This window comes from Amycolatopsis sp. NPDC051061, assembly GCF_040682935.1.
Lineage (GTDB): Bacteria > Actinomycetota > Actinomycetes > Mycobacteriales > Pseudonocardiaceae > Amycolatopsis.
The window spans coordinates 40,796-64,108 of record NZ_JBFBBZ010000037.1; the positions used below are offsets into that span (position 1 = coordinate 40,796).

The following is a 23,313-nucleotide window of genomic DNA, read 5'->3' on the forward strand; positions in this document are numbered from 1 at the left end:
CACGAAGAGAACACGTTCCAGATCCACGGTGCGGAACCGATCATGGCGACGAAGACTTAACGTCCGCCACTGCCGATGAGCGGGCGTCTGGCGCGACTGCGCGGCACCGTGGCTCGGGTCAGCACTCCACGGCTACGACGTCCTTGCCGCTCTCCCCAGTACACGGCCGGCGAGGCCGCGATAGCCGTGGAATTCGGCGATTCGCAGGGCCGCACCGAAGTAGTGGTCGGCCTCTGCCCGGGTACCGGCGGCGCGGTGGATGTGGGCTAACTGCAGGAGTGCCTCACACTCCTCGAAGCGGGTACCGAGCCGACGGGTGAGGTGGAGCGCGTGATGGGCGTTGAGCAGCGCGAGCCGGTACTGACTGCCCGCGAGGTGGCCTGCCGCCAAGGCGGCATACCCGGCTGCTTCGGCGGCGGGGTCGGCGGCGGACTCGATCGCGGTTTCAGCGAGTTGCACCGCACCTGCGTGGTTGCCGACGCCGGCATGGACCGTACTGAGCACCGCGAGTGCGCCCGCCTCGATGCTGCGGTCGTTGATGCGCCGGGCCTGTTCGGCAGCTTCTTCGGCGGCGTGACGCGCTGCGACGTAGTCACCGACACGGACGCCGACCCGGGCGAGCAAGACGAGGGCGCAAGGTTGGGGGTCATCAGCCACCTGCTGCGTGTAAATGGCCGCGGCCTTCGTCAGGTCTCCACGGTGTTCATGCAGGAGGCCGAGGTTGAGCTGACGCCATGGATGGGGCGCGGCCTCGAGCGCGATCGCCTCCGCGAAGGCGGTGGTCGCACGATCCAGGTCTCCGATGGTCAGGTGCAGCCCGGCGAGGTTGTTCAACACAGCGGTCATGCCGCGGCGGGACCGCAGTGCTCGGTAGAGGTGCAAGGCGGCTTCGAAGTGCCTGATGGCGGGCGGGACATCGCAGCGGAGTGCGTAGGATGCCGCGAGGTGGTTGTGCGCCACCGCGCACAGATCGGGCCGGCCGGTAGCGTTAGCCGATTCCAGCCCGATCCGGGCGAGTTCTGGCCCTTCGACAGACCAGTTGGTCATGCAGTACCCACGCAGGGCGTCGACGAGCCGGCACACCAACACGGGGTTATTGCGCGTGTGGGCGTGACGGATCGCAGCGACCAGATTGGGGAATCCAGTCCCAAGCCATGCCCGCGCGGCATCCCGGTCAGCGAACGCATCCGGATGCGAGCGTGGCCCGGGCAGGCGCAGCATGGGCGAGTACAAGAGATCTGCCGCCGCGTCGGCATAGGCGAGATAGTGCCCGAAAAGCGCTCCCGTCGCTGCCTCGCTGTCGTCCTCGGTCTGGGCGCGTTCGGCAGCGTACTGACGGAGCAAGTCGTGCAGCCGGTAGCGGTTCGGTGCGTGCTCTCGAACCAGGTGCGCGAAAGCCAGGCGCTCCAGCTGGCGGGTGATCACTGCGGTCGGCGCACCGGTCAGTGCACCGGCCGCATCCGGTGTGAAGTCGCCCCCGGGCACTAGGCCGAGCAGGCGAAACGTACGGCGGGTAGCGCCGTCGAGAGCCTGGTACGACAGATCGTAGGCAGCGCGGACCGCACTGGTGTCGCCGTCGACGGTCAGGCTGTTCAGCACGCCCTGGCTGCGCATGTCGGCGAGGTGGTCGGCCACCCGGCGCCCGGCGCGGTGCCGAATCTGTGCGCCGGCGATGCGCAGCGCGAGCGGCAGCCGCGCACACGTCTCGGCGAGTTCGGCGGTGGCCGTCGATTCTTCTGTCGGCCGTTCTGCGCCGATAGCAGCGGTGAGCACAGCGACAGCGTCGGCCGGCGGCAAGACGTCCAAGCTGATGCGGTGGGCACCCTCGAGGGCGACCAGTCCGTCCAGGCGGTTACGGCTGGTGACCACGACCGCGCAGCTCGAAGCCGCCGGCAGTAGCGGCCGTACCTCGGCGGCGTCGGTGACGTTGTCCACGAGGCAGAGCACGCTTTTCGCGGCCAGCACCGACCGGTACAGCGTTGCGGCCTCGATCACGTCGCGCGGAATCTGCTGAGCCGGGACACCGAGCGCCCGGAGGAACCGCGCAAGGACCGAGGCTGGACCGCACGTGTCGTGGAGGTCTGCGTAGAGCTGGCCGTCGGGGAACTTCTCGCGGACTCGGTGCGCCCACTGTGTCGCCAGCTCGGACTTGCCAGCTCCTGCAGTCCCGGCGATGACCACGAGGCGTGGACCGTCGCCGGAGAGCAAGAGCCGGTCGAGTGCGAGGAGTTCGGCGTGGCGCCCACGGAACCCGGTGGCAGCCCGGGGCAGCTGCGCGGGCGTCACGGGCAATGTGGCGGGAACGCCGCGTTGCTGCAGGACCGCCAAGTGAGCGTCGCGCAAGTCGGGTCCTGGCTCGGCGCCCAGCTCGCCGGCCAGCCGGTCGCGGATGACGCAGTAAGCGTCCAGCGCGGCCGCCTGCTGCCCAGCGCCGGCCAGCGCAAGCATCAGCAGTGACCACAGCCGTTCGTGGAGCGGGTGATCGGCGACCAGCCGGCGCAGCTCACCGGCAACGTCGGCGCACGCCCCGAGGTTCATCCGAGCCCGGCAGTCGTCCTCGACAACAGCCCACCGGGCCTCGAGCAGGCGCTGGGCCTCACCGTCGATCGCCGGGGTCGGGGGCAGACCGGACAGCGGTTGCCCTCGCCACAGACTCAACGCCTGCCCAAGCAGCTGTGCGGCCAATGCGTCGTCTCCAGCCACGAACGCACGATGCCCGTGACCGGCGATGCGGTGGAACCGTTCGACGTCGACCTCGTCCGGCCGGGTTTCGATCAGGTACCCGCCCGCCCGGGCCTGAATCCGCTGCCCGCTGTCCAACGCGGCGAGCTGCTGTCGCAGCCGCGAAACGTGCGTCCGCAGGTTCGCCATCGCCGACGCCGGCGCAGCTTCCCCCCAGACGACTTCCACCAACCGCTGCAGCGGCACCACCACGTTGGGTGTCATCAGCAAGGCCGCAAGGACAGCGCGTTGCCGCTGGGAGGTCAGCCGCAGATGCTCGGCGCCAGATCGCGCGTCGACCGACCCCAGGAGCAGGAACTCCACGAGACCCCCTCCGCTCGATCCCTCGTTATCCCTCAATGTTCGCCGGATGTGCTGATCGTGTACAGCCCGGGTGCAATCGTGAAACCGCGGATCGCTCGCAGCCGGCACACAGGGAGACGAGGGGGCTCGCCGTTCGACCCGCTGCGGGCGACCCGCGAAAGTAGCAATGACGATCCGGACCACCCGCCCTCCCCAGCGCGATCCGTGTCCGCCTCCGTCTTAGCAGTCCGACCAGGCCGATGCAGAAAACCGGCAAGCGGTTCACACGGATGGCCGTGCACTCTAGTGCTTTGGTGACCCGACGGGGCTAATTTTCGGGACCAGTTGGCGGGCGGAACGCTCGTGGCGTCCAAATGAAATGTTTCACTAGGGAGAAAAATGATGAAATTACTAGCATTTGTCCTTACCATGTGCATCGGAATGGTCGGACCAGTCGGCATAGCCAGAACTCATCCGAGTAATCACAGTGCGGCGCCGTCGGCACAGGCGAAAACCGCGGTCACGTCGGTGGCCCACACGACTGTCGCCGCTTCGGGAATTCCCGCTCCGGCGACCTGGGATGCCGAGACCGGCGCCGCACTCGCCCGTGGGACTGCAGCCTCGGCAATGTCTGCTTCTGGAACGGCTTCGGCGGTACCGGTGGGCGATGCATGTGGAGCGTCGCCGACCCGGACTGGACATCGGGTGCCATTCGGTGTTCCTGGGCAACCAACGCCGAAGTGAAGTCGGTCTACAACCGCGGCACCTCGTCCGGTTTCACCGGCGTCAGGTACTACCGGAACACCGGCTACAACAACTCGGTCGGATGCACGAGGCAGGGTCAGAAAGGTGACCTCGCCGGCACTTATCAGGTCCGTTCGCACCAGTGGGTGACTGGCAGCTGCGGCTGACCGGAACGGCAGGGCGCGCCCTGCCAGGGAATTCGTCCGTTGCGCGGCACGGTGGCGGACACAACCATCGCCACCGTGCCGTTGTTCTGAGACGGCGCAACATCCAAACGCTGATGGTGACCGCCACCCCCTTCGCGAGGTGGGCCAGCTCGGTGGGCGAGGCGAACTCTGTCGAACATCCGCTCATCAGCGTAAGGCGTTCTGTGTCAAGCAGATGGTCGGTGCCTCGTCCGTCGTCGGTCCCTGCATAGCGGTCATGGGGGTGATCCCAGCAGCGTGTAATCGGGTTGATTCGACGACGGACGGGGCTGCCCATGATGAGCGTCGAGATCACGAGGTGTCTCAATGCCGCGTGGGGCTCGCCCCGACCGTCTGCTCGGTGACCACCTCGTTCAGGCGGCGATGGCCGATGGTGGCGTGGTTCGGGTGCCGTGTGTTGCGGTCTGGGGATCCCACCGGCGGCCGGTGGTGATCACGGCGTGCAGGTGGCGCAGGATGCTCGCGGCGATCGCGGCTTGCGCCTGGGGCGGGGTGAGCTTGTTCTCGGCGCGGCTGGTCAGGTGCCGGTAGCGGGCGGCGTAGACGGGATTGGCGCGCTGGGCGCCCCAGACCGCGCGCCACGCGGCCAACCGCAGACCAGGCCGGCCCTGGCCGGTGAGTTTGGTCCGTCCGGTGAAGGTGCCGGAGAGCTTCTCGCGGGGTGCGAGGCCGGCGTGTTTGACCACCGCGCGAGCCGAGGTGAAGCGGGTGAGGTCACCGGTCTCGGCCAGGATCGCCGCGGCTCCGATCGCGGAGAGACCGACGATGGAGGTGACCAAATCGGTCAGCTGCAACTCGTCGAGAAACAAGGAGCATGCGGGTCTCGGTATCAGCCAATCGACGCTGGTCCTCGGCCCAGTCGGCCAGCAGCAGGTGTACCCGTTCCAGCGCGCCGACGCGGTGGGCGATCACCCCGCGCGGGTCCTCGAGCGCAGTGAACAGGTTGCGCACGATCCGCAGCGAAGGTTTCTGGCCACCTCGGCGGGTGATCTCGCGACGGACGACCTGCTCGAACCGGGCCGGGCCCAGGCGACGGGTTCGTGCCAGCTCGCCGTGATCGCGGTCGCAGATCACGCTGAGGGCTGCGGTCCAGGTGCGGGATCGGAAGGGTTGGCGGGCGGTGTCGAGGGCGGCGGGCCAGACGCATTCGAGCAGGGCACGGATCTGCTGGATCTGGCTGACCATGTCGACGATCAGCTGCTCGCGGCGGGCACCGAGGTGGCGCAGTCTGCCCCAGACTTCGTCGACGGGTTCGGGGATGTAGCAGCGAAGTTGCGCGGTCAGCCGAGCGATCAGCACGGCGTCCTTCTCGTCGGTCTTGTCGTGGATGAGGTCTTCGGCGCGCCGGGACCAGGAGGTCATCGCTGGTTGGACGCAGACGAACGGCATGCCCCGGTCGGCGGCGAGCTGGCCCAGCACCCGCCAGCGGTGCCCGGTCGGTTCGCAGGCCACCGTGATTGCGGTGTGGCCGGCCGTGCTCGCTCGCTGGGCTGCCCAGTCCAAGGCGGTCCCGAGATCCCAGGCACGGCAGCGGAACGTTCTACGTGCCAGTACTTTCGAGTCGTGGTCGGTGACGACGACCATCTGCTTGGTGTCGGCGAGGTCGATGCCCACGATCGCGTTCCGGGTAGGGACCAGGGCGCGGAGCCGGGTCAGTCGGGTGTTGCGGTTGCGGTCGCCTCTGGAGATCCCGCTACTGTTGGCCATGAACGTCCTCCTTGTGCGATGGGACACCAAGCCCAGCAAGCGCATCAGGGGACGTTCCTTCGTCGAGCACCGACACGCAGAACATCTGTCTATGCCGCGAGGCGCTTGGCCCTGCGCCTGGCCAGCAGACTTCGCTGCGACCGGGAAGAGCTGGCGCAGCGTGGTCTTCGTTCTTGCCGAGCGCTGGCGCGCACAGAACGTCTCGATTCTGCGATGGACTTGATGATCTCGCTCGTCAGGCAGGCGAACTTGCGTGCCGGTGCCAGAGTCCTTCGGTCATTGCGATCAGGTTCCGGAGGATTGCCCTCCAGGAATTCGTGAACCTACGAGGTTTCGTCCAGCTTGTACTCGTACGCCCACTCCTGCCCGGACGGCAGCCGGCCGCCGTCGGGTGTCGCGAGCATCGGCTCGACCCAGGCCGGCACCCCGCCGGCCGGGTCGCGTCGTGTCGCCATGACCACCTCCGTCCCGGCCACCGGCTCCCGACGATTGACAGGGTGTGCGTCTTCGCAGGTCATCACGGTAACCCGGATAGACCAGCCGCACCCTCGACTGCCGTAACCGGTTGCGCGACTTCGTCACCCAAGCGCCCTTCAGTTCACCTGCGGAAACTGGCGCCGGGCAGCGCTTGGCGCGGTGATCGAGCATCCCCCGACCGGGTGTTCATGATCTGCAATCTCGTCACCGACCACTCCGGTCCGGGTTTCACCGGCGTGCGCGGCTGTCGGGGCCGCGCACGGGGACCGGTGTCCTCGACGGCTGGGGAGCCGCCGGACGCCACCAGGGGAAACGGTGTGCCGGGCTCCCGTAGGGGGCGAGCCCGACACACCCGCCTAGCCTGCCGCCGGCGCCGCGGTCGCGGCGGCAATCCTGGTCCGGACCACGTGCTCGGGTCTCTCGGCGGCGCGTCGAGTACGTAACAGCGAGGAACGGCGGGTCGACATGGGCACTGCGGCACCAGCCACGGGCCCGAGACCGGCGGCAGCTTTCCTCCCCCAAACTGCTTCCGCCCCCGGCCCATTCACAGTCCCGCCACGACTGCACGGCACGCCTCGCGTCGCACGACGCCGCGTCTCCCCGAGCAGCCGGACGTTGAGCCCACAGCATCCGGTTCCCCTCCGCCCGCGGTACTGCCGCGCGCGCCCCATGCCACATCCGAAGGAGAAACCGTTGTCGATGACGCTCGAAGCGCGATGATCCCGTCGAAGACGAGCCGGAGGTGGGGCGAGTGAAGAGCGAACGGCGAGTGCGGCTGATCGCCGCCAGCCGCGAAGTCCGTGTCTCCGCCGAGTCAGGCAGCGAAGTGCTGCGATACCCCGGGATCAGCGTCGTGCGTGTCGGCGACGGGCAGCCGACGGAGGAGACCTGGGTGCCGCTCGGCGCCTCGCCCAGCTTCGCCGACGACGAGACCGTGATCGCGGCCTTGCGCGCGGCCGTGCAGTGGCGCCTGGCCTGCGCTTAAGTATCCCGGCTCCACACGGCGGCGCCAGAGGAACTGGATACCGACCTTCGCAATTCCCGATATAGGCCAGAAAAGCCCGACCACGCGACGACCTACACTCCGACGAACTGACTCCAAGACCACGACCTGACACCGGCAAGCAACGGGGGACGCGTGAACAACTTTCCCGACACGGCAGCTCCCGACGCGTTGAAGGCCGCTGTTCAGCGATGGCGGGAACGCGGCGAACCGCCGCAGCCGCCCTCAAGCTGGTCGCGTCCATCGTGGCTCCGGTCCTTCCCGCAGCATCACGCGTTCCTCAGCGCTCTGCCCGAGCCGATCGATCGCGCCGAAGCGGCCCGCCACGCGGCGCACGCCAGGACCCGCCGAGGGCGCTGAGCAGGCGTTCCTGGTCGCGATGATCTGGGGCTACGGACCGGTCGGGTACGGCCCCTGGCGAACAGCCCGCGTGCTGACCGACAACACCCGCGCCGCCGAACGACTGGCCGAGGTGGCACGCATCGCCCAAGATCACGGCGGGGCCGCGGCGTTCCGCGACCTCGCCGACCAGCGGCTGCGGTACCTGGGCGTGGCCTGCGGCACCAAGTACCTGCGGTTCGTCACCGCCGCCGAATCCTCCCAGCACGCCACTCCGATCCTCGACGCCGTCGTCCGCCGCTGGCTGATCACCCACGCACGTACGCGCCTGAACATCGACGACTGGCGGCCATCCACCTACGACCGGTACCTCGCGCTGCTGACGTCATGGGCGACGGAACTCGACCTGACCGCGGACGCAGTTGAGGAGCTGATCTTCCGCTCGGCCATCAGCCAGGCCGGATCCGCCTTGTGGGGCGAGGAATGGTTGAGAGCTGCCGAGCCCGCGCCGCCACAACAGGCCGCCAGCCAGGCGCACGCCACGCTCCTCGAACTCGACCGGCTCTTCGAGACCGCCGACCCTCAGGCCGCCGCCGACGCCCGAGCGCACCTGGACGAACTGGCCACCATCATCCGCGGCCGCTGGGACGCACCGACCACCCCGCACGGCACCGCGCAGCCATCTGTCGATCACGTGGGGTGGAGGGCACGGAACGGTGGTGACAGCCGACGCCGGACAGCACGACAGTGCAGGCACAGGAGTGGACGATGCGGGCGCAGGGCGGTGGCCGAGGCCACGCAAGCAGTGCACCGCCGACCTCGACGACACCGGAGCCCTGCTCCCCCGGCGGTCGCGGGCACCGTGCTGACCGACCAGGCGCCGGGCACCGACGTCGCCGTGCTGCCCGTCGACGACCAGGCGGACGAGGAGGTGGCACCAGCGTAGGCGCGGCCGCTGGTCGATGAGACCGCGACCTGGCTGCTCACCGGTTACACCAGCAAATCCTCCCGCCCCACCGCGGCGAACGCGCTCGGCGTCCCTCGCGCTGACCAGCGCTGGCGCGGCGCACCGACGCGCAACGCCCCCGCCGCACCGAACACGCTGACCTTCTTCCCGTGGTGCCAGCGGGCCGGGATCGACCCGCTGACCGAGATGAGCCGCGAACGGCTGTGAGACTGGCTCGGCACCCAGCGGCAAAGCGACCGCTGCCTCGGCGCCGCTAGTGCCGCATCAAGGAACGTTGACGTTGTAACCGTGTCGCGTGGACATCCGGGCCGGTGATCGCGAGGCTGGCCGTGGAGGTGAGGCCGATGGCGCGTCAGCCGGAGGTGTTCGCGCGGTCGTTGGAGCCGGAGGAAGCGCAGCGACTGGTCAAGATCACCAGGTCGGCCCGGGATCGGGTGCGGCTGCGGCGGTCCGGGATTGTGCTGGCCTCGGTGCAGGGCCGGTCCGCGGGGGAGATCGCGGCGATGTTCGCCGCGACCGAAGGCTATGTGCGGGAGGTGATCCACGCGTTCAACACCTCCGGGTTCGCGGCACTGTCCCCAAAATGGAGGGGCGGCCGACCTCGTAAGTTCGGGCCGGCCGCCCGGGATCAGATCTGCCGCATCGCCGCCTGCAAGCCCGCCGAGCTGGGGTTGCCGTTGACGACCTGGAGCCTGAGCAAGCTGGTCGATTACCTCGCCCTGCACGCGCGGCTGGTGGTGAGCACCGAGACCGTCCGGCAGATCCTGCGTAAGGAGGGCGTGTCCTGGCAGGCGACGAAGACCTGGAAAGCCAGCAAGGACCCGGACTTCGTGGCTAAGAAGACCCGCATCCTCGACCTCTACGACCACCCGCCCGCCGACGGTCGAGTGATCTGCGTCGACGAGTTCGGGCCACTGAACCTGCAACCCCGACCCGGCCGCGGCTGGTTTCCCCGCGCCCGGCCGGCCCGGCTACGCGCGACCTACACCCGCACCGCCGGGGTCCGGCAGATGTTCGCCGCGCTCGACCTCGCCACCGGTCAGATGTTCTACCGGTTCCGTGACCGCAAACGCTGGCCGCAGTTTCTGGACTTCTGCAAGCAACTACGCCGCCGCTTCCCGACCGGGAAGCTCTACCTGGTCTGTGACAACTACGGACCGCATGGCAAGGCCGAGGTCAGAGCCTGGTGTGCCGAGCACGGCATCGAGGTGGTCTACACGCCCACCAACGCGTCGTGGTTGAACTGGATCGAGTGCGAGTTCACCGCGGTCCGCTACTTCACCCTTGATGGCAGCGACTACCCGAGCCACGCTGCTCAGGAGGCCGCCATCGCCGGGTACCTCCGCTGGCGCAACCGCCACTGCCACCCGAAACGCCACTTCGCCGTCAACTCCAAGATCCGCCGCCCCGATTACCTACCCAACGTTGCTTGATACGGCACTAGTGACCCAGTCAACCTGGGCATTCCCATCATCATCGATCCCCGTTGAGGTGTGTCTGTGGTGGTCCGCGATAAGCTCCGCGGCGGCCTGGGAGGATCGATCCTTGGGGCGCCTATGACTTCTGTCTGGTCGTTGACGAAGCTGGAAGCCGTTCTCCGGCAATGTTGGGACGAACGAACCTGCGATCCAGCCGTCTCATGGGATGCCGGCAACCCAGCGGCCGGGCACTGCGGCGTCACGTCGATGGCGGTGGCAGAACTCCTCGGCGGCGTCCTGCTCTGGTCGGAGGTCTTTCGACGCGACGGCCAGCGCGACGGTTTGCACTACTGGAATCGCCTACCCAGCGGCATCGAGCTCGACCTGACCCGAGGTCAGTTCCGTGCTGGTGAGCAGTTTGGCCCAGCATCGGTGCAAGAGCCGATCCGACTCCCGACTGCACGGATGGCCACGCGCTACGACCTCTTCGCCTCCCGCGTGCGCGCCCGTCTGGGTGGGCCATTACCGGAGGGAATCCCGTCCCAGACTGCGGCACCGGATCTGGCAAGCGGGTAAAGGTAGGTTGGAGGGGTGGGGTGGAATCTGGGCGAGCTCATCGCGAAGTACGACGTGCCGGGCGCACAGGTCGCCGTACTGACTGACGGGAAGATTCACGACGAGGCCGCCGGCGTGTTGAGCCTGCACACCCGAGTCGAGACCACGACCGACTCAGTGTTCAAGATCGGCTCAATCGCCAAGATCTGGACAGCCACGCTGATCCAACAACTGGTGACCGACGGCGTCCTGGACCTCGACCGTCCCGTTCGCGACTACCTACCTGGCTTCCGGCTGAGCGACCCTGTTGCAACCGGGGCCCTGACCGCGCGGCACCTACTCACCCACACCGGCGGCATCGACGGCAACCACTTCACCGACACCGGCCGCAACGACGACGCGATCGAAAAGTTCGTCGCCACCCTCGCCGACGCCGATCACCTTCTCCCGCCGGGCACCCTCTTCTCCTACTCCAACAGCGGATACGTAGTGCTCGGCAGAATCGTGGAGGTGCTGCGCGGTAAGCCTTTCCACGACGTGCTCCGCGAGCGCATCGCGACACCCCTGGCCCTGCCCACCGTCGCCAGCACCACCTACGAGGCGATCCTGCACCGCGCCGCGGTCGGCCACGTCGAGACCGACGGAGAGCTCGAACCCACCAAGAGCTGGGCGGTCCGCTATTTCTCCACACCCAGCGGGTCCCACCTCGCAATGAGCGCACGCGACCTGCTGACGTTCGTACGCCTGCACCTCACCGACCCCGCGCTTGCGGCACTACGCGAACCCCAGCTTGAATCCATCCCAGACTTCGGCGGCGGCATCCTCGGCTGGGGACTCGGCTGGATGCTCTACCGGGACGGCGTCATCGGCCACACCGGTGTCTCCAAGGGACAGAAGGCCTTCTTACGCGCCGCCCCGGCAGCCGGCGTAGCGGTGGCCGTGTTGACCAACAGCTCGGGTGCCGAGCCGCTGGCCTACGAGATCTTCGGCACCGTGCTCAGGCAGCTCGCCGGCGTGCAGACGTCGCCACTGCCGATGCCGCCCGCGAATCCAACACCCATCGACGTTAACCGCATGTGCGGCACTTACCGCACCACCCTGTACGACTACACGCTCACCGTCGAGAGCGATCGCGCGTTCCTCATCCGCCGACCCCGCAACGAGCCCGCAAAGTCATTGCCTCGCAGGCCCGAGGAACGCATCGAGGTAGTCGGCCTCAACGAAAGCTCAATCATCACCGCCAAACCGAAGTTCGACGGCCACCAAGTCCTGTCCCTGATCGGCTCCGACGAGCACGGTCGCGCCCACTTCCTCCACAACGGCGCCGCCGCCTACAGGATTGTCTGATGGCCGCCACCGATATGCGCCCCACGGCGGATGCAAGCGATGGCTTCACTCGGGAGCCAGCGCGTCCTCAGCAGACGCATGCCAACCAACTATGATCACTGGCCAACGCGCCACGACTTGATGCCCACCCTCCGCCGCCCTCAGGATCGAGCTGACGGTCAGCTCGGTTTGCGGGCCAGCAGGTAAGCCTGTGGCGTCTTCTCTAGCGGTGACTGAGGTTCTCGAACCAACCGAGCTTCCACCTTCAGTCCTGCGGCACTGCACATATCGGCTACGAGATCCGGCTGCAGCCGATAGGCGTCCAAGGAGATCTCGTGGCCGTAGCCCTGGGAGATGCAGCCATGCTCGTCACCGACTTGAAACGCCGTCAACAACCGTCCCCCCGGGGCCAGCACCCGCGCCAGCTCCGACACCGTCGACGGCAGGAGCTCCGGCGGTGTGTGGATCAGCGAGTACCACGCCAGCGCGCCGGCAAGGCAACCGTCGTCCAGCGCTAATGCCCCGAGTGAGCCGACTTCGAAGCGCAGCTGGGGATGCGCCCGGCGGGCCGCGTCGACCATGCCGGGGGAGAGATCGACTCCGAAGACGTCTAGTCCGAGTGAGGCCAGGAATCCCGTCAACCGCCCCGGCCCGCATCCCAGGTCAGCAACAGGGCCGCTTGCGCCGACCAGCTCAGCGAACGTGCCCAACATCGCTCTGTCCCACGGACTGGCGTCCAGCGCGTCCTTCAGCATCTCAGCGTATGAGTCTGCAACGGTGTCGTAGGCAGTCCGTGTCTTGGTCACGTAGACGGGTTCGCTCACGAGCCGTGACACTATCGCGGTCACGAGCGGCACTGGTTGTTCTTCGCCTGGCGCACAATCGTGTCGTTCAGTCAGTGCTGTTGGCCTGTTTCGTCGGCATTGCGGGAACGGCGCGGCGCCGGAGACTGCTGCGTCGGGTTCTCGGCCATGCCGGGTTCACCAACGTTTCGCCGCCCGCCTCTGGCGTCGGCAGGAGCGGTCGAATCCGCAGCGAGTCGGCGGCTCGAAGTGGGATCCGCTGTCGAGCCTGTACAGGTCGGGTCGGGCTGGATGGCGGCGCACCATCACGCGCTCGGGTCTGTCTCCCAGATCGACACGTGTTTAGTGCTTTCAGCGGTGAGCTCCGAGCGGTCCCAGTCCGCCCAGCGGTACTTCAGGCTCATCCCGGCGATGCGCGCCATGAGGTCCATCTCAGCGGGCCAGGCGTACCGGAAGGGAATTCGACGGAACCGCCCCGTCCCGTCCGCTGACACGGTGACGTGGTTCGACGTCAACTGCTGCGTGACGACGTCATACTGGTCAAATCCGACATAGCCGCCGCCGTCGACGGTGGGCGCCACCGTGAACGGGACGGTGTCCTGCCCGGGCGGTAGGCGACGCAGGTTCGGCAGGCCCACCTCGACGAGGAACAGCCCGCCCGGCCGCAGGTGTGCGGCCGCATTGCGGAAGACGTTGACCTGGCCATCCTGTGTGGTCACGTTGTTAATGGTGTTGAACACCAGATAGACCATCGAAAACTGACCGACCACCCGCGTCGTCGTCATATCGCCGATCGTGACCTCGACGGCGTCGCCGCCCGGCTTGCCCGCGATCCGCGCCGCCATCGCCCGGCTCAGCTCGATGCCGTTCACCGGCACACCGCGAGCGGCCAGAGGCGCGGCAATCCGCCCGGTCCCGACGGCGAACTCAAGTACGGGGCCGTCGGCCAGATCTTCGAGGACGTCCACTGCGGGCGTCACCACCCCAGGCGCGTTTGCACCGCCCGGGGAGTCGTAGCCCGCAGCCACGCTCGCGGGGAACCAGCCGTCCGCCGGGTCATCTCCCGCATTCGCCTCACCGATCACGGTCGCCGACGCTACGCCCACGACCGGGCGCCCCACACCCCATTTTCGACGCCCAGTAAGGCCACGACACCCGGTCGCTCGTTATCGCCCCGATGACGAGGTCGACTCCAGCCGCCAGCCAACAGCAACATCCAGACCACCGAGCAGGCGATCGAACCAGCCCCACACGTGAGCACGTTCATCCGTCTACGGCTGCGCCTTGATCAGTACACCGAACAGATGGCTCTACACGTGACTTGACAGGGAACGTCATCGAGACCGGCACCGAGTCCTACCGGCCGCACCACCAAACGCCGCCGCCGCAGCAGCCGGCCCAGCGAGCCCGCCGGTTGTCTTGCCAGGCTGGCATCATGACGGGCATGAACGTTGGCGACAAGGTTCGTGTTCCTCGACGACGAACCCTCGCTCGACCGGCCCGAGGGCACGCCGGCGACAGTGACCGCCTGCTACGAACCCGACTACATCGAGTTCGAGGTCGCTGACGGCCGCGTTTTCACCACACTCGAGTCGTCGCTCGCCCTCGCGCCAGCCGCCTGACAACACCGCCAGCCCCAGGCCAGCTGAACCCGATCAGAACGGCGAGTCCCACCAGTTCACCTCCACCCGCCGCCCAGGCTGGCGCTCGACACCACGTTCGGTGACTGGCTACCCAGTAGTCGTACGTGAGGGAGACCGGGCGCTGGCTAAGGTCGGGATCCATGGACCAGAAGTCGCTCGAGTCATCCTCCCGACGCTGGATGCAAGCAGCCTTCGAAGCGTTCGGCCGGGGCGAGTCGCTCGACTTCGCCGTCCACCATGCCGGCGTCGGACTGGAGCACCTACTGAAGGCATACCTGAGCTCGCTGCACCCTGCCCTGGTCATCGAAGCAACGCACTGGGCGTCGCTTCTGCACGCGGTCGGGCACGGCGACCGCTCGAGCGTCCCGGCAAGCCGCACCAAATCCATCGGGCTGAAGCTGGCATTTGATCGCGCTCGAACGCTGCTCAAGCCCAAGATCACGGTCACCGACGCGGCCTTTGAGCTGGTCTTCGCAGCTCGGAACGGTGTTGCACATGTTGGTATGCACGACGCCGAAGTCGCGCGGGCCGTCCTCGGCACCTGCATCAAAATCGCCACACCAGTGTTGACCGAGCTCGACCTAGAGCCGGGGCCCTACTGGGGCCACTACGCCAATCTTGTCGCGCAACTGGCCGACGAACGAGCCACCGAACTACGTGTCACCTTCGAGGCCAAGATCGCGCGAGCGAAGCGCGCGTTTCAGCAGCGATTCGGCCACCTCCAGCCGCACGAACGGGACGGCATCGTCGCCGCGCTCGGCGCGACCCGGTCCATCTACTCCGAATACGACATGGCGATCGGCTGTCCCGCTTGCGAGAGCAGCGGATGGTTGCACGGTGGCACTGAGATCGACTGGAGCAGCGTCACCGATGCTACGACCGGAGAGCCGCTTCCCGCAGTGGTGTTCTACCCGACGTCGTTCAGCTGCTCCGTCTGCGGCCTGGGACTCGATGCCGACGAGCTTGACCTCGCCAGCATCGAGAAGGAGCACCACCTCGAGGTCGACAACATCAACGACTACTTCCCGGTTGACGAAGACCTCGCTTACGACAGCTGGCGCGACGACCGACTAACTGAGTCATAACGGACATTTCTTAGTCCGGAAAAGCTCGCTCAGGTGCGCGCGGCTGACCGCGGCCGTGTGCCCGACCTACGCCACGGCCGGCTCGCCGACCGCGATCTACGCCGTCCCCCGCCACGACCGTGTCGACCTGGTCGGCTGCGACCTCGCCAACGACGACGAATACGACATCGCCGGTCTCACCCCTGCCGCCGAGGTCGCCGTATGCCCTCGGTGAACGACACGGCGCAAGGCCTGGCCGCCGGCTCCGGACCCCACGCCGCCATCCTCGCGCCGTCGAAGCCAACAACGAAGACATTTCGGTGCCGGGACTGCCTCAGCGACCTGGTGCACGAGCCTGAGCTGGAGGACCAGCTCGTCTGCACCAACCGCCAGTGCGGCGCGGTCGGTCTGCCGGTGGCGCTGTGGCGGGCGCAGCGTGCCCGGGTACGCCGCGGCGAGGACGTCCCCGCCCCCGCCGCCGGCTGGCCACGCCACCTCCTCGACGGCCTCCCGCACCCCTGGGTGACGCCGGTATCGAACGGGACACCCTGGTGGCGGCTGCTGGACGGCGCCCGGCAGGCCCGTGCCCAGCACGCCTGGCTCTGCCAGGTCTGCGGCGAGCCGCTCCCCACAGCCGCCCTCGTCCTGCTGAAGGACGACAAAGTCGTCTCCGACACCGCGCTGCACCGACGCTGCCTCAACACCGCCGAGGTGATGTGCCCGCACCTGGCCCACTCCAGGCCCGGCTACGTGGTCGCCGAGGTCACCCGGCTCGACCTGCTCGCCGACGGCCGGCCGTTGCGCCCGGCACGCCCAGCCGCCGCCGAGGACGACGACGTCCTCTGGGTGCCGGCTTGGACCGTGCACGCCACGGCTGTCCCGAGCGGCGTGCGGCGCCTCGGCTCGCCGCCGAGCTGAGACGGCTTCTAGTTGGTTTTGGTGTTGGGCAGTTAGTTGGCCCTTTTCGCAGTCCAGTCAGCTCAGCACAAGAGAGCCAACTGACGCCGGAGTGCACCGCGATCAGAGACAGCGAAGGCCGCCGTTGACAAGGCGCGCGACAAGGACATCGCCGCCAGGCCTGTTTCGTCAGACTGGGACGTGAACCCGAGCGGCGAGATCACGGATTCCTGGAACGGCTGCTCGATTCTGTGCCAGCAGCGCATCGACGATGGTGCGGACTGCCGCGCGAGTGTGCACCTCGCCGGGTGCGCGGCGTTCGGCGGCCAGCAACGTGCTGTACGCCGGCCCGGGTTGACCGAGCTGTAGCTGAACCGCGGCGAGGTCGACCAAGTAGCGTCCCTCCCGCTCGACGTCAGGGAACCTCACCCCTCGGGCCATGCGAGCGTGCTGCAACGCAGCCGCCGGCTCACCGAGCAGCTGCTCCACCGAGACGCGATGGCTCAGCAGGTTCGCCTGGGCCCGCGCAGCCCCGGCGCCGTCGAGCCGGTTCGCGGTCGCGGCTGCCTCCGTCAGCAGGTCTCGGGCTCGGGCGCCGTCGCTGGCCCGGGCAGCGGAGTACCCGCCGGTGCACAGCAGGCTGGCGTGCAGTAGGAGGTGGCGCGGGTCCCGGCCGTCGAGCGCTAGCCGGTCGGCTGCCTGTACGACGAGGGTGCCGGCCCGGTCGTGGTCACCGGCGCGGCGGCATACTCCAGACAGCATGCGCTCCGCCTCGGCGAGAATGAGCGGCTGACCTGCTGCTTCCGCGGCCCGTACGGCGCGATCGGCGCTGATCCACTCCAGCCCTGCGGGGCGGAGCTTGATCAGCGCGCGGGTGACCAGTGTGTAGGCCTGGGCCGTGGCTCCGGTGTCCTGAACGGCCTCTGCGGCTCGGACCAGCGCCGGCAGCTGGTCGGCGAGCGCCAGGAAGTCGGACTTGCCGAACGACTCGCGCGCTGCCGCGAGGGCGCGGGTCAGCCCGGTGGTCGGCAGCGCCGGACCGGTGGTGGCCCGGCCGCCGATGAGGACGTCGGACAGCTGGGTGGTGAGCACGACGGCCGGGTCCGGTAGTGCCGCGGACGTGGACGTCGCGGCCTCCGCGGCCGGGGCGCCGGTGGCAGCGGCGCCGATGGCCAGGCCACCGGCCTTCAAGAAGCTGCGTCGGCGCACGTCGTCCTCCTCCGGGGCGGGCTTGCTGCCCACCCTAGAAGGGGTCGGGTCGATGCACCCGGTCGCCACGCCCTCGTAGCCCTCCAGCCCGAACGCCGACGCCGGCAGCTGCAGGGCCTCAGCCAGCCGCCGCAACGTCACCACGTTCTCCATCCGGCGGCGGCCCGCCTCCATCTTCGAGATCACGCTCGGGTGAAACCCCAGGCGCTGGGCAAGTTCGGTCTGGCTCCATCCGACTCGGTCCCGGGCATGCCGCAGGACGGCGGGGTAGTCGCCGCGCTCGATCGCATCAAGCAAAGGCGAGGACATGATCGGGAGCATCAGGCGCCCTCCACCGCCGGAAACGAAGACTAACCCAGGGTAGCGGTTCGGTGACCCTCTCAAGGGCGCTGTGCCCGTTCGGCACAACCGTGCCGAGCTGGCACAGAACCCACCTCGACTTTCCCCGGCTTCCTAGCGTCGAACTGTCGCCATGACGCGCCGATCTGGGAAGGAACGGGGATGGAATCACGAATCGAGTCGCTACCGATCTCCGGAGCGTGGAAGGTCACTCCCACGGCCTTCACCGACGACCGCGGATGCCTTCACGAGCCGTTCCACAGCGGGCACTTCGCGGCGGCCACCGGCATCGACCTGACCGTACGGCAAGCGACCTGCTCGATCGCGCAGAACAGCGCGCTACGGGGCATCCGAGTGACGACGGGAACCGAGCCGGCGAAGTACGCGACCTCCACCGCCGGCGCGGTGTTCGACGTCGTTGTCGACGTGCGGATCGGATCTGCCAAATTCGGCCGCTGGCACGTCGAGCGCCTCGACGACGAGAACCGAACAGCGCTGCTGCACCTGCTGCCCCGGCCACACCAAGACGAGTACGAACGCACCGTCAACCCGCTCGACCCCGACCTCGCGACCACGTGGCGCGCGGGTTTGCACGTGGCCGTGCGAGCGCGACTGCGTAGCCGCCTTCCGCAGCTCATGATCGTTTTGCAGCCGAGGTCACCTGGTGATCGCATCGGCTGTGTGAAGTTGTGTCGTGGGCATCGCGATCGCGATGCTCTTGTCGTCGTGACGTTTGGCACGCGGCAGGTCCACCCCTGCAGGGTCGTCCTGAGCTTCCCATTTCTCGCATCGGCGCAGGACCTGTTCGAGGACCTCAGGTTCAGCGGATGCCAGCTGCGGCCAGTCGTCCAGGTGAAGGTGCTGCATAGGCTTGTAGGCGCCGTCGGTGGCCAAGCCGACCCACGGGACTTCGGTGGTTCGGAAGCGGCGGACGAGGGCGTTCGCCGCTGCGGCAGGCTCCGCCTCAGCGATCCAGTATCCCCCCGGCCGGTTGCGACGAGCGGCCTGCTGCGTCTGCAGCTCGCGCAGGATGGCTCGGTGAGCCGCGTCGAACCCGGAGCCACCGGCGAGGCGCCGCCGGTACCGCCTGCTTGGCTCCAGATCGAGCCGGCTGAGTCGCGTGTCCGTAATGATCACCTGGGGCAGCACGACGAGATTGTCGCCCAACAGCAACAGATCGAGCCAGCCGTCGTGCTCACGCACGATCGTGACCGTACTCGAGGGCGACTCGCCCGGGCGAAGATCCAAGCGTGCAGCGATGTCGCGAATTGCCTCCGCGAGCACCTCGACAAGGTCTCCGCCGGGCGCGCGAGCGAGGTGGTCGTTGAGTTGTGCGCCGAGCTTCGCGGCATAGACCGCAGGAGGAACTGGCACAGGCACGAACGCCGAGGCCCCGTCGAGCATGATCACACCGTTGGCCATGGTGATGATCTTGTCATCGCTGGCGTGGATTGCCGGAAGCTGAGCGGATGCTGTCTCCACGCGGCTCACCACATGAAGGGGCCGGCGAGGAGTTCGCTGGCAGTGACGTGCCGCTCATCGACGAAGCAACGAATCACCATCGAGCAGGACGCGTCGCCGGTCATGGTGAACAGCGCCGCGAGATTGTTGGCCAGGAAATGAGCGGCGCCGAGGGAGCCGATCGTGTGAATTCCAGCGATGTGCACGACCACCCGCCCGTTCCGGATTTGTCGTGCAAGATAGGCAATGTCGCCAGATTGTGGCGTGGGTTCATCCGCCGGAGAGCCGTGCCGAACACCGGTGCCGATCTCCTCGACCCACCAGCGAGATCCGGACTGGACCATGCGCAGTGCTGGGTCGGCTTCGAGCAGATGCGCGCCAACCGGTGCAGATTTCGGTCCACAGACGACAACGGCGTCGCCGTCAGGGAGCGCTGCCTGCTCGGGTTCGATCTGACGGCGGGTGACGACGAAGGACAAGGAGTGGAGCAGCTCGGCCAGCTGGTCAGCAGCCTCGGCGTCTTCGGCTGCGATCAGAGGGCGTTCCCGATCGGTGGTTTGATAGCGGAACGGCACGCTGATGCTGACAGGACCATGGCCATAGAAGAGGCGTTCGGCGGCCGGCGCGGTCTTCATCAGCTGGGAGAGCCGACTCTTGGTCAGCCCCACCTCCGGGGCGATGTCCTTGTCTTTCATGGCGAGGTCGGTTCGAGCGCACTCGATCGCGTGGCGGCGGATGCGAGCGAGCTCAGCGGCCAGCTGGTTGTAGTAGGTCAGCAATTCGGTCGCCCGCCGCCCGCGACGCAGCGGATCGGGGTCGAGGCGCAGCTCGTCGAACTCGCGATCGATACTCACCCTCCCGAGTTTAGACCTCTTGACTGGCTCGCTCGCGGCACCCTAGCATCTAGTTAATACCACTAAACTAGGCAATCGAATCTCGATCAGACACACAGTTGAGGGGTATCAACCACGACATCAGGGCCGGACGGAAGACGCGATCGACGCCTACGCGGACAAGCCGACGACGGAGACCTGCGGAGCACGGACCAGAGCAACGGAGTCGTGGGAGAGCCGGTCTGCACACCGCAAGACTGCCGGCATACCGCCGCATCACCTGCGACCGCCGACCGATTCTCATCTCCCCAACCTGATCGAGTCCGATCGTGAAGGAGCCCATCTGATGACCGCACTCCTGACGACGGCTAGGCCCTCCCTGTCCGAACTCATCACCCGCATGAGGCGAGGGACTCGCCGCGTCGATCGCCATGCCGATGTGATCGCCGAGCTGCAGCGCTCGCGGCTGATTCCGGCATGCTTCGTGCCAGGCATCGAGCACCAAGCCGCGGCTGCGATCGTTCGCGCCGGCCTGCCCACTGTCGAGCACCGGCGCCGCACCCTGCAGCGGCGCATCGACGAGCACCACCGCCCGGGCGGCCGTGCGGGTCTTGGCCTGCTGGGACGACCGCACACACCGCGTCCGGATGCACGTCGCCGAAGTCGGCGAGCCAGGCCTGTGGGACCGCATCGTCGTCCACTTCACCCAATGGGAGATGACCGGACGACCGGTCCCACCCATGGCTGGGCCGAGCGGGTGGGCCTCGTGACTCTCGTGACCGCGGTCCCCATGACGACCTCGGCGGGAAGCACACCCTCGCCGCCGCTCGCGGCCGCGGTGGTTCGCGCCTTCGCCACCGCCCCGCCCGGCGGCTACCAGCACCCCGGTTCTGGCCGCGGCCTCCGCCCTGGCCGCCGAACATCGGGATGCGCGCGCAGGTCCACCGAGTTTCTCGTGATCCCGACGCCGACGCGCACGCCATGACCGCCGAGATCCGCGCCGAGCAGCGGGGAAACGCCGCGTGCGCGGTGCTGATCGACCGGTTCGGCCGGTGGGCCGCGGTCGGGCTGCCCGAGTGGGATTGGCGTGAACCGCGATGAAGGGTGCGAACATCCGGCCGATGGCCGGGTTGATGGTCGCGGCGGACAGTCCGGCCGGACGTGCTGCCGAGGCGATCAACGATCTGACCCGGCACCTGCCCCAGCCCGGCGCACCGGCGGTCTGCCCGACGTGCGCGGCCCGGTTCTGGCCGTGCACCTACTTCTACGACGCAGCGCACCGGATGCACAATGCGCGCCTGCGGGTCGGCGACGTCGTCCCATTGGAACTGCATCCGCGCCTGTGGCCTCCGCCCGCGGCGTCGGCTACGCCGCGCGATTCGCGAGCGTGGCCGCCCGAGGCCGGCACCTTCGGCGAGGAACACGACGATGGATGAAGTGCTGAGCTCCGCCCTCCGCGATGCGGTGTTCGGACGGCTGGATTACCTCGATCGCCTCGCCGAGGAGGGCGACCAGCACAGCAAAGCCGCCCTCGCGGACTCCGAGATCGTGCGGCTGACCGGCGCGTTCCGTGCGCTGCTGGCCGACCATGAGCCAGACGAGCACGGCCGCTGCCGCTCCTGTGCGGCGACGCCGTGGCGGCGCCGGGCGCGGTGCACGGTATGGAAAGCCGCCTACCGCGATCTCGTCGGCGACACCGTCCAGCGCACCGCTGCACCCGGGCGACACAGCCTTCGCCCGCCCCGCCCGGCGGTCACCTGATCCTCCCGGCGCGTGCACCCGCAGCCGGGGAACATCTACTGGAAGAGTGATCGAGTGAACACCTTACGAGATGACGGGACCGCCACCGAGCAGGATGCCGCCGCGCTGCGCGCAGCGTTGGTCGACCAGCTGCGCGCCCACGACGAACTGCGCACCGCCCCGGTGATCCAGGCATTCGCCACGGTGCCGCGCGAGGCGTTCGCCCCCGGTGCGCCGCTGGCGCAGGTCTACAACCGCGACGACGTCGTCATCACCAAGCGGGACGAGAACGGGCTCGCGACGAGCTCGGTGTCCGCGCCGCGGATTCAGGCGATGATGCTGGAACAGGCCGACATCCAGCCCGGAATGCGGGTACTGGAAATCGGGTCCGGTGGCTACAACGCCGCGCTTATTGCCGAACTGGTCGGCACAGGCGGGCACGTCACCACCGTCGACATCGACCCGTTCGTGACCAACCGCGCCACCGAGTTCCTCGCCCAGACCGGGTATACCCAGATCCGGGTCCTGCGCGCGGATGCCGAGGGGGGCGTACCCGCGCACGCCCCGTTCGATCGGATCATCGTCACCGCGGGAGCGTGGGACATTCCGCCGGCCTGGGCCGAGCAACTGGCCGAGGGCGGTCTCTTGGTCGTTCCGCTGCGTATGCGCGGGCTCACCCGCTCGGTCGCGCTGGTCCGCGAGCAGGGCCGCCTGGTCAGCCGCGGCTACGTGCTGTGCGGATTCGTTCCGATCCTGGGCGCGGGCGCCAACGCCGAGCGGCTAGTCCTGCTGTCCGGTGAGGACGTCGCGCTGCGCGTGGACGGCGACCAGGTCGTGGATGCCGATGCCCTGAGCGACGCACTGAGCCTGCCGCGGGTCGTGCGTGAATCGGGGGTGGAGGTGGGCGGGTTCGAGTCGTTCGACGAGCTGGACCTCTTCCTGGCCACCGCGTTGGACGACTTCGGGCTGCTCGTGGCCACGCCCGATGCGATCGAGTCCGGACTGGTGCAGCGCTCGGCCCGGATGGGCGCGAAAACGGCGCTGGCCGGGGGCAGCTTCGCCTATCGAGCCTCGCAGGCGACCTCGGACGACCGCACGCCCTTCGAGTTCGTCGTTTACGGTCACGGCCGCGACGGCGAGGCCGTCGCCGAGGAGTATGTCGCGCTGATCCGCGAGTGGGACCGCCTGCACCGGCACGGTCCCGGCGCGCGGATCGAGGTGTTCCCGGCTGGCACTCCCGACGCCGAGATCGGCGAGGGCCGCCTGATCGAGAAGAACCACACGCGCGTCCTGATTTCCTGGCCGTCCCCGTCCTGACCAAGGGGACCGGGCAGGTAGTCCCATCCGCATGATTCACCGAACGCTGTAGAGGAGATTTCGGCATGACGTTGCAGCACACCCCGGCTCCGGCCGCAGGACCGGATACCGAGTTCGACCTCGACCTCGACCTGACCATCGTCGCGTCCGGGCCGGTGGTGGCCGACCTGATGCGCAACACCGACGACAACTGCGGCTCGACCTGCCAGAGCGCCTGCTCGAACAGCACCTGCTGATCCGC

The 23,313-nt window shown here is 68.1% G+C and carries 25 protein-coding genes and 1 pseudogene; 16 read left to right on the forward strand and 10 right to left on the reverse strand.

Annotation, left to right across the window (positions count from 1 at the left end; translation table 11 throughout):
* Positions 1-132: 132 nt before the first annotated feature.
* Entirely contained in the window at positions 133-3,045 is a 2,913-nt protein-coding gene (locus tag AB0N03_RS37455; RefSeq protein WP_364382292.1) for a BTAD domain-containing putative transcriptional regulator, read from the reverse strand.
* A 554-nt stretch (positions 3,046-3,599) separates the two neighbouring features.
* On the opposite strand from AB0N03_RS37455, the gene AB0N03_RS37460 reads away from it, so the two are divergent.
* Positions 3,600-3,935: a peptidase inhibitor family I36 protein gene (locus tag AB0N03_RS37460; protein WP_364382449.1), complete on the forward strand. Its 336-nt coding sequence runs from the start codon at positions 3,600-3,602 to the stop codon at positions 3,933-3,935.
* 392 nt (positions 3,936-4,327) lie between these two features.
* Here AB0N03_RS37460 and AB0N03_RS37465 read toward each other — a convergent pair whose 3' ends face one another.
* The 3 genes from AB0N03_RS37465 to AB0N03_RS37475 form a co-directional block, all read right to left on the reverse strand.
* The gene (locus AB0N03_RS37465; RefSeq protein ID WP_364382295.1) at positions 4,328-4,753 is read right to left on the reverse strand and encodes an IS110 family transposase; all 426 of its coding nucleotides are present in this window, start codon (positions 4,751-4,753) and stop codon (positions 4,328-4,330) included.
* Positions 4,689-5,588 (reverse strand): transposase, encoded by a 900-nt coding sequence (locus AB0N03_RS37470; RefSeq protein ID WP_364382298.1) that lies wholly within the window; start codon positions 5,586-5,588, stop codon positions 4,689-4,691. The genes AB0N03_RS37465 and AB0N03_RS37470 overlap by 65 nt, the downstream gene beginning before the upstream one ends.
* 416 nt (positions 5,589-6,004) lie before the next feature.
* The gene (locus AB0N03_RS37475) at positions 6,005-6,136 is read right to left on the reverse strand and encodes a hypothetical protein (protein WP_364382301.1); all 132 of its coding nucleotides are present in this window, start codon (positions 6,134-6,136) and stop codon (positions 6,005-6,007) included.
* A 773-nt stretch (positions 6,137-6,909) separates the two neighbouring features.
* Here AB0N03_RS37475 and AB0N03_RS37480 point away from each other — a divergent pair.
* Entirely contained in the window at positions 6,910-7,143 is a 234-nt protein-coding gene (locus AB0N03_RS37480) for a hypothetical protein (RefSeq protein ID WP_364382304.1), read from the forward strand.
* Between the two features lie 322 nt (positions 7,144-7,465).
* On the forward strand, positions 7,466-8,446 hold the full coding sequence (locus AB0N03_RS37485; protein ID WP_364382452.1) for a hypothetical protein: 981 nt from the start codon (positions 7,466-7,468) through the stop codon (positions 8,444-8,446).
* Positions 8,447-8,490: 44 nt separating this feature from the next.
* Here the strand turns inward: AB0N03_RS37485 and AB0N03_RS37490 are convergent, their stop codons facing one another.
* Entirely contained in the window at positions 8,491-8,688 is a 198-nt protein-coding gene (locus AB0N03_RS37490) for a hypothetical protein (RefSeq protein WP_364382307.1), read from the reverse strand.
* 123 nt (positions 8,689-8,811) lie between these two features.
* On the opposite strand from AB0N03_RS37490, the gene AB0N03_RS37495 reads away from it, so the two are divergent.
* The 3 genes from AB0N03_RS37495 to AB0N03_RS37505 all read left to right on the forward strand — a co-directional run bounded on the left by AB0N03_RS37495 (position 8,812) and on the right by AB0N03_RS37505 (position 11,787).
* A complete protein-coding gene (locus AB0N03_RS37495) occupies positions 8,812-9,900 on the forward strand; it encodes an IS630 family transposase (protein ID WP_364382310.1) in 1,089 nt (362 codons plus the stop codon).
* Between the two features lie 141 nt (positions 9,901-10,041).
* On the forward strand, positions 10,042-10,461 hold the full coding sequence (locus AB0N03_RS37500) for a hypothetical protein (protein ID WP_364382313.1): 420 nt from the start codon (positions 10,042-10,044) through the stop codon (positions 10,459-10,461).
* 15 nt (positions 10,462-10,476) lie between these two features.
* Positions 10,477-11,787 (forward strand): serine hydrolase domain-containing protein, encoded by a 1,311-nt coding sequence (locus AB0N03_RS37505; protein WP_364382316.1) that lies wholly within the window; start codon positions 10,477-10,479, stop codon positions 11,785-11,787.
* A gap of 158 nt (positions 11,788-11,945) precedes the next feature.
* Here AB0N03_RS37505 and AB0N03_RS37510 read toward each other — a convergent pair whose 3' ends face one another.
* A complete protein-coding gene (locus AB0N03_RS37510; protein ID WP_364382319.1) occupies positions 11,946-12,590 on the reverse strand; it encodes a class I SAM-dependent methyltransferase in 645 nt (214 codons plus the stop codon).
* Between the two features lie 284 nt (positions 12,591-12,874).
* Complete coding sequence (locus tag AB0N03_RS37515; protein WP_364382322.1) at positions 12,875-13,654, reverse strand: class I SAM-dependent methyltransferase; 780 nt, start codon at positions 13,652-13,654, stop codon at positions 12,875-12,877.
* Positions 13,655-14,035: 381 nt separating this feature from the next.
* Between AB0N03_RS37515 and AB0N03_RS37520 the strand changes: the two genes are divergently transcribed.
* The 4 genes from AB0N03_RS37520 (at position 14,036) to AB0N03_RS37535 (ending at position 16,194) form a co-directional block, all read left to right on the forward strand.
* Positions 14,036-14,191, forward strand: coding sequence for a hypothetical protein (locus AB0N03_RS37520; protein ID WP_364382325.1), 156 nt, complete (start codon positions 14,036-14,038; stop codon positions 14,189-14,191).
* A gap of 161 nt (positions 14,192-14,352) precedes the next feature.
* Positions 14,353-15,297, forward strand: a complete 945-nt coding sequence (locus AB0N03_RS37525; RefSeq protein WP_364382328.1) for a hypothetical protein — start codon at positions 14,353-14,355, stop codon at positions 15,295-15,297.
* A 55-nt stretch (positions 15,298-15,352) separates the two neighbouring features.
* Complete coding sequence (locus tag AB0N03_RS37530) at positions 15,353-15,511, forward strand: hypothetical protein (RefSeq protein ID WP_364382331.1); 159 nt, start codon at positions 15,353-15,355, stop codon at positions 15,509-15,511.
* Complete coding sequence (locus AB0N03_RS37535; RefSeq protein WP_364382334.1) at positions 15,499-16,194, forward strand: hypothetical protein; 696 nt, start codon at positions 15,499-15,501, stop codon at positions 16,192-16,194. Before AB0N03_RS37530 ends, AB0N03_RS37535 begins: the two co-directional genes overlap by 13 nt.
* Positions 16,195-16,362: 168 nt before the next feature.
* Here AB0N03_RS37535 and AB0N03_RS37540 read toward each other — a convergent pair whose 3' ends face one another.
* Complete coding sequence (locus AB0N03_RS37540; protein ID WP_364382337.1) at positions 16,363-17,703, reverse strand: helix-turn-helix transcriptional regulator; 1,341 nt, start codon at positions 17,701-17,703, stop codon at positions 16,363-16,365.
* Positions 17,704-17,883: 180 nt separating this feature from the next.
* Here AB0N03_RS37540 and AB0N03_RS37545 point away from each other — a divergent pair.
* Positions 17,884-18,159, forward strand: a pseudogene (locus tag AB0N03_RS37545) (dTDP-4-dehydrorhamnose 3,5-epimerase family protein); the annotation flags it as partial.
* A gap of 219 nt (positions 18,160-18,378) precedes the next feature.
* On the opposite strand, the gene AB0N03_RS37550 reads toward AB0N03_RS37545, so the two are convergent.
* Both AB0N03_RS37550 and AB0N03_RS37555 read right to left on the reverse strand, forming a co-directional pair.
* Positions 18,379-19,203: a hypothetical protein gene (locus AB0N03_RS37550; protein WP_364382340.1), complete on the reverse strand. Its 825-nt coding sequence runs from the start codon at positions 19,201-19,203 to the stop codon at positions 18,379-18,381.
* 5 nt (positions 19,204-19,208) lie between these two features.
* On the reverse strand, positions 19,209-20,036 hold the full coding sequence (locus AB0N03_RS37555) for a hypothetical protein (RefSeq protein WP_364382343.1): 828 nt from the start codon (positions 20,034-20,036) through the stop codon (positions 19,209-19,211).
* A 906-nt stretch (positions 20,037-20,942) separates the two neighbouring features.
* Between AB0N03_RS37555 and AB0N03_RS37560 the strand changes: the two genes are divergently transcribed.
* The 5 genes from AB0N03_RS37560 (at position 20,943) to AB0N03_RS37580 (ending at position 23,308) form a co-directional block, all read left to right on the forward strand.
* Complete coding sequence (locus AB0N03_RS37560; RefSeq protein ID WP_364382346.1) at positions 20,943-21,116, forward strand: hypothetical protein; 174 nt, start codon at positions 20,943-20,945, stop codon at positions 21,114-21,116.
* Between the two features lie 20 nt (positions 21,117-21,136).
* The gene (locus tag AB0N03_RS37565; RefSeq protein ID WP_364382349.1) at positions 21,137-21,451 is read left to right on the forward strand and encodes a hypothetical protein; all 315 of its coding nucleotides are present in this window, start codon (positions 21,137-21,139) and stop codon (positions 21,449-21,451) included.
* A complete protein-coding gene (locus tag AB0N03_RS37570) occupies positions 21,444-21,776 on the forward strand; it encodes a hypothetical protein (protein ID WP_364382352.1) in 333 nt (110 codons plus the stop codon). The genes AB0N03_RS37565 and AB0N03_RS37570 overlap by 8 nt, the downstream gene beginning before the upstream one ends.
* A gap of 12 nt (positions 21,777-21,788) precedes the next feature.
* A complete protein-coding gene (fxlM, locus tag AB0N03_RS37575) occupies positions 21,789-23,072 on the forward strand; it encodes a methyltransferase, FxLD system (protein ID WP_364382355.1) in 1,284 nt (427 codons plus the stop codon).
* 65 nt (positions 23,073-23,137) lie between these two features.
* Positions 23,138-23,308, forward strand: coding sequence for an FxLD family lanthipeptide (locus AB0N03_RS37580; protein WP_364382358.1), 171 nt, complete (start codon positions 23,138-23,140; stop codon positions 23,306-23,308).
* Positions 23,309-23,313 lie beyond the last annotated feature (5 nt).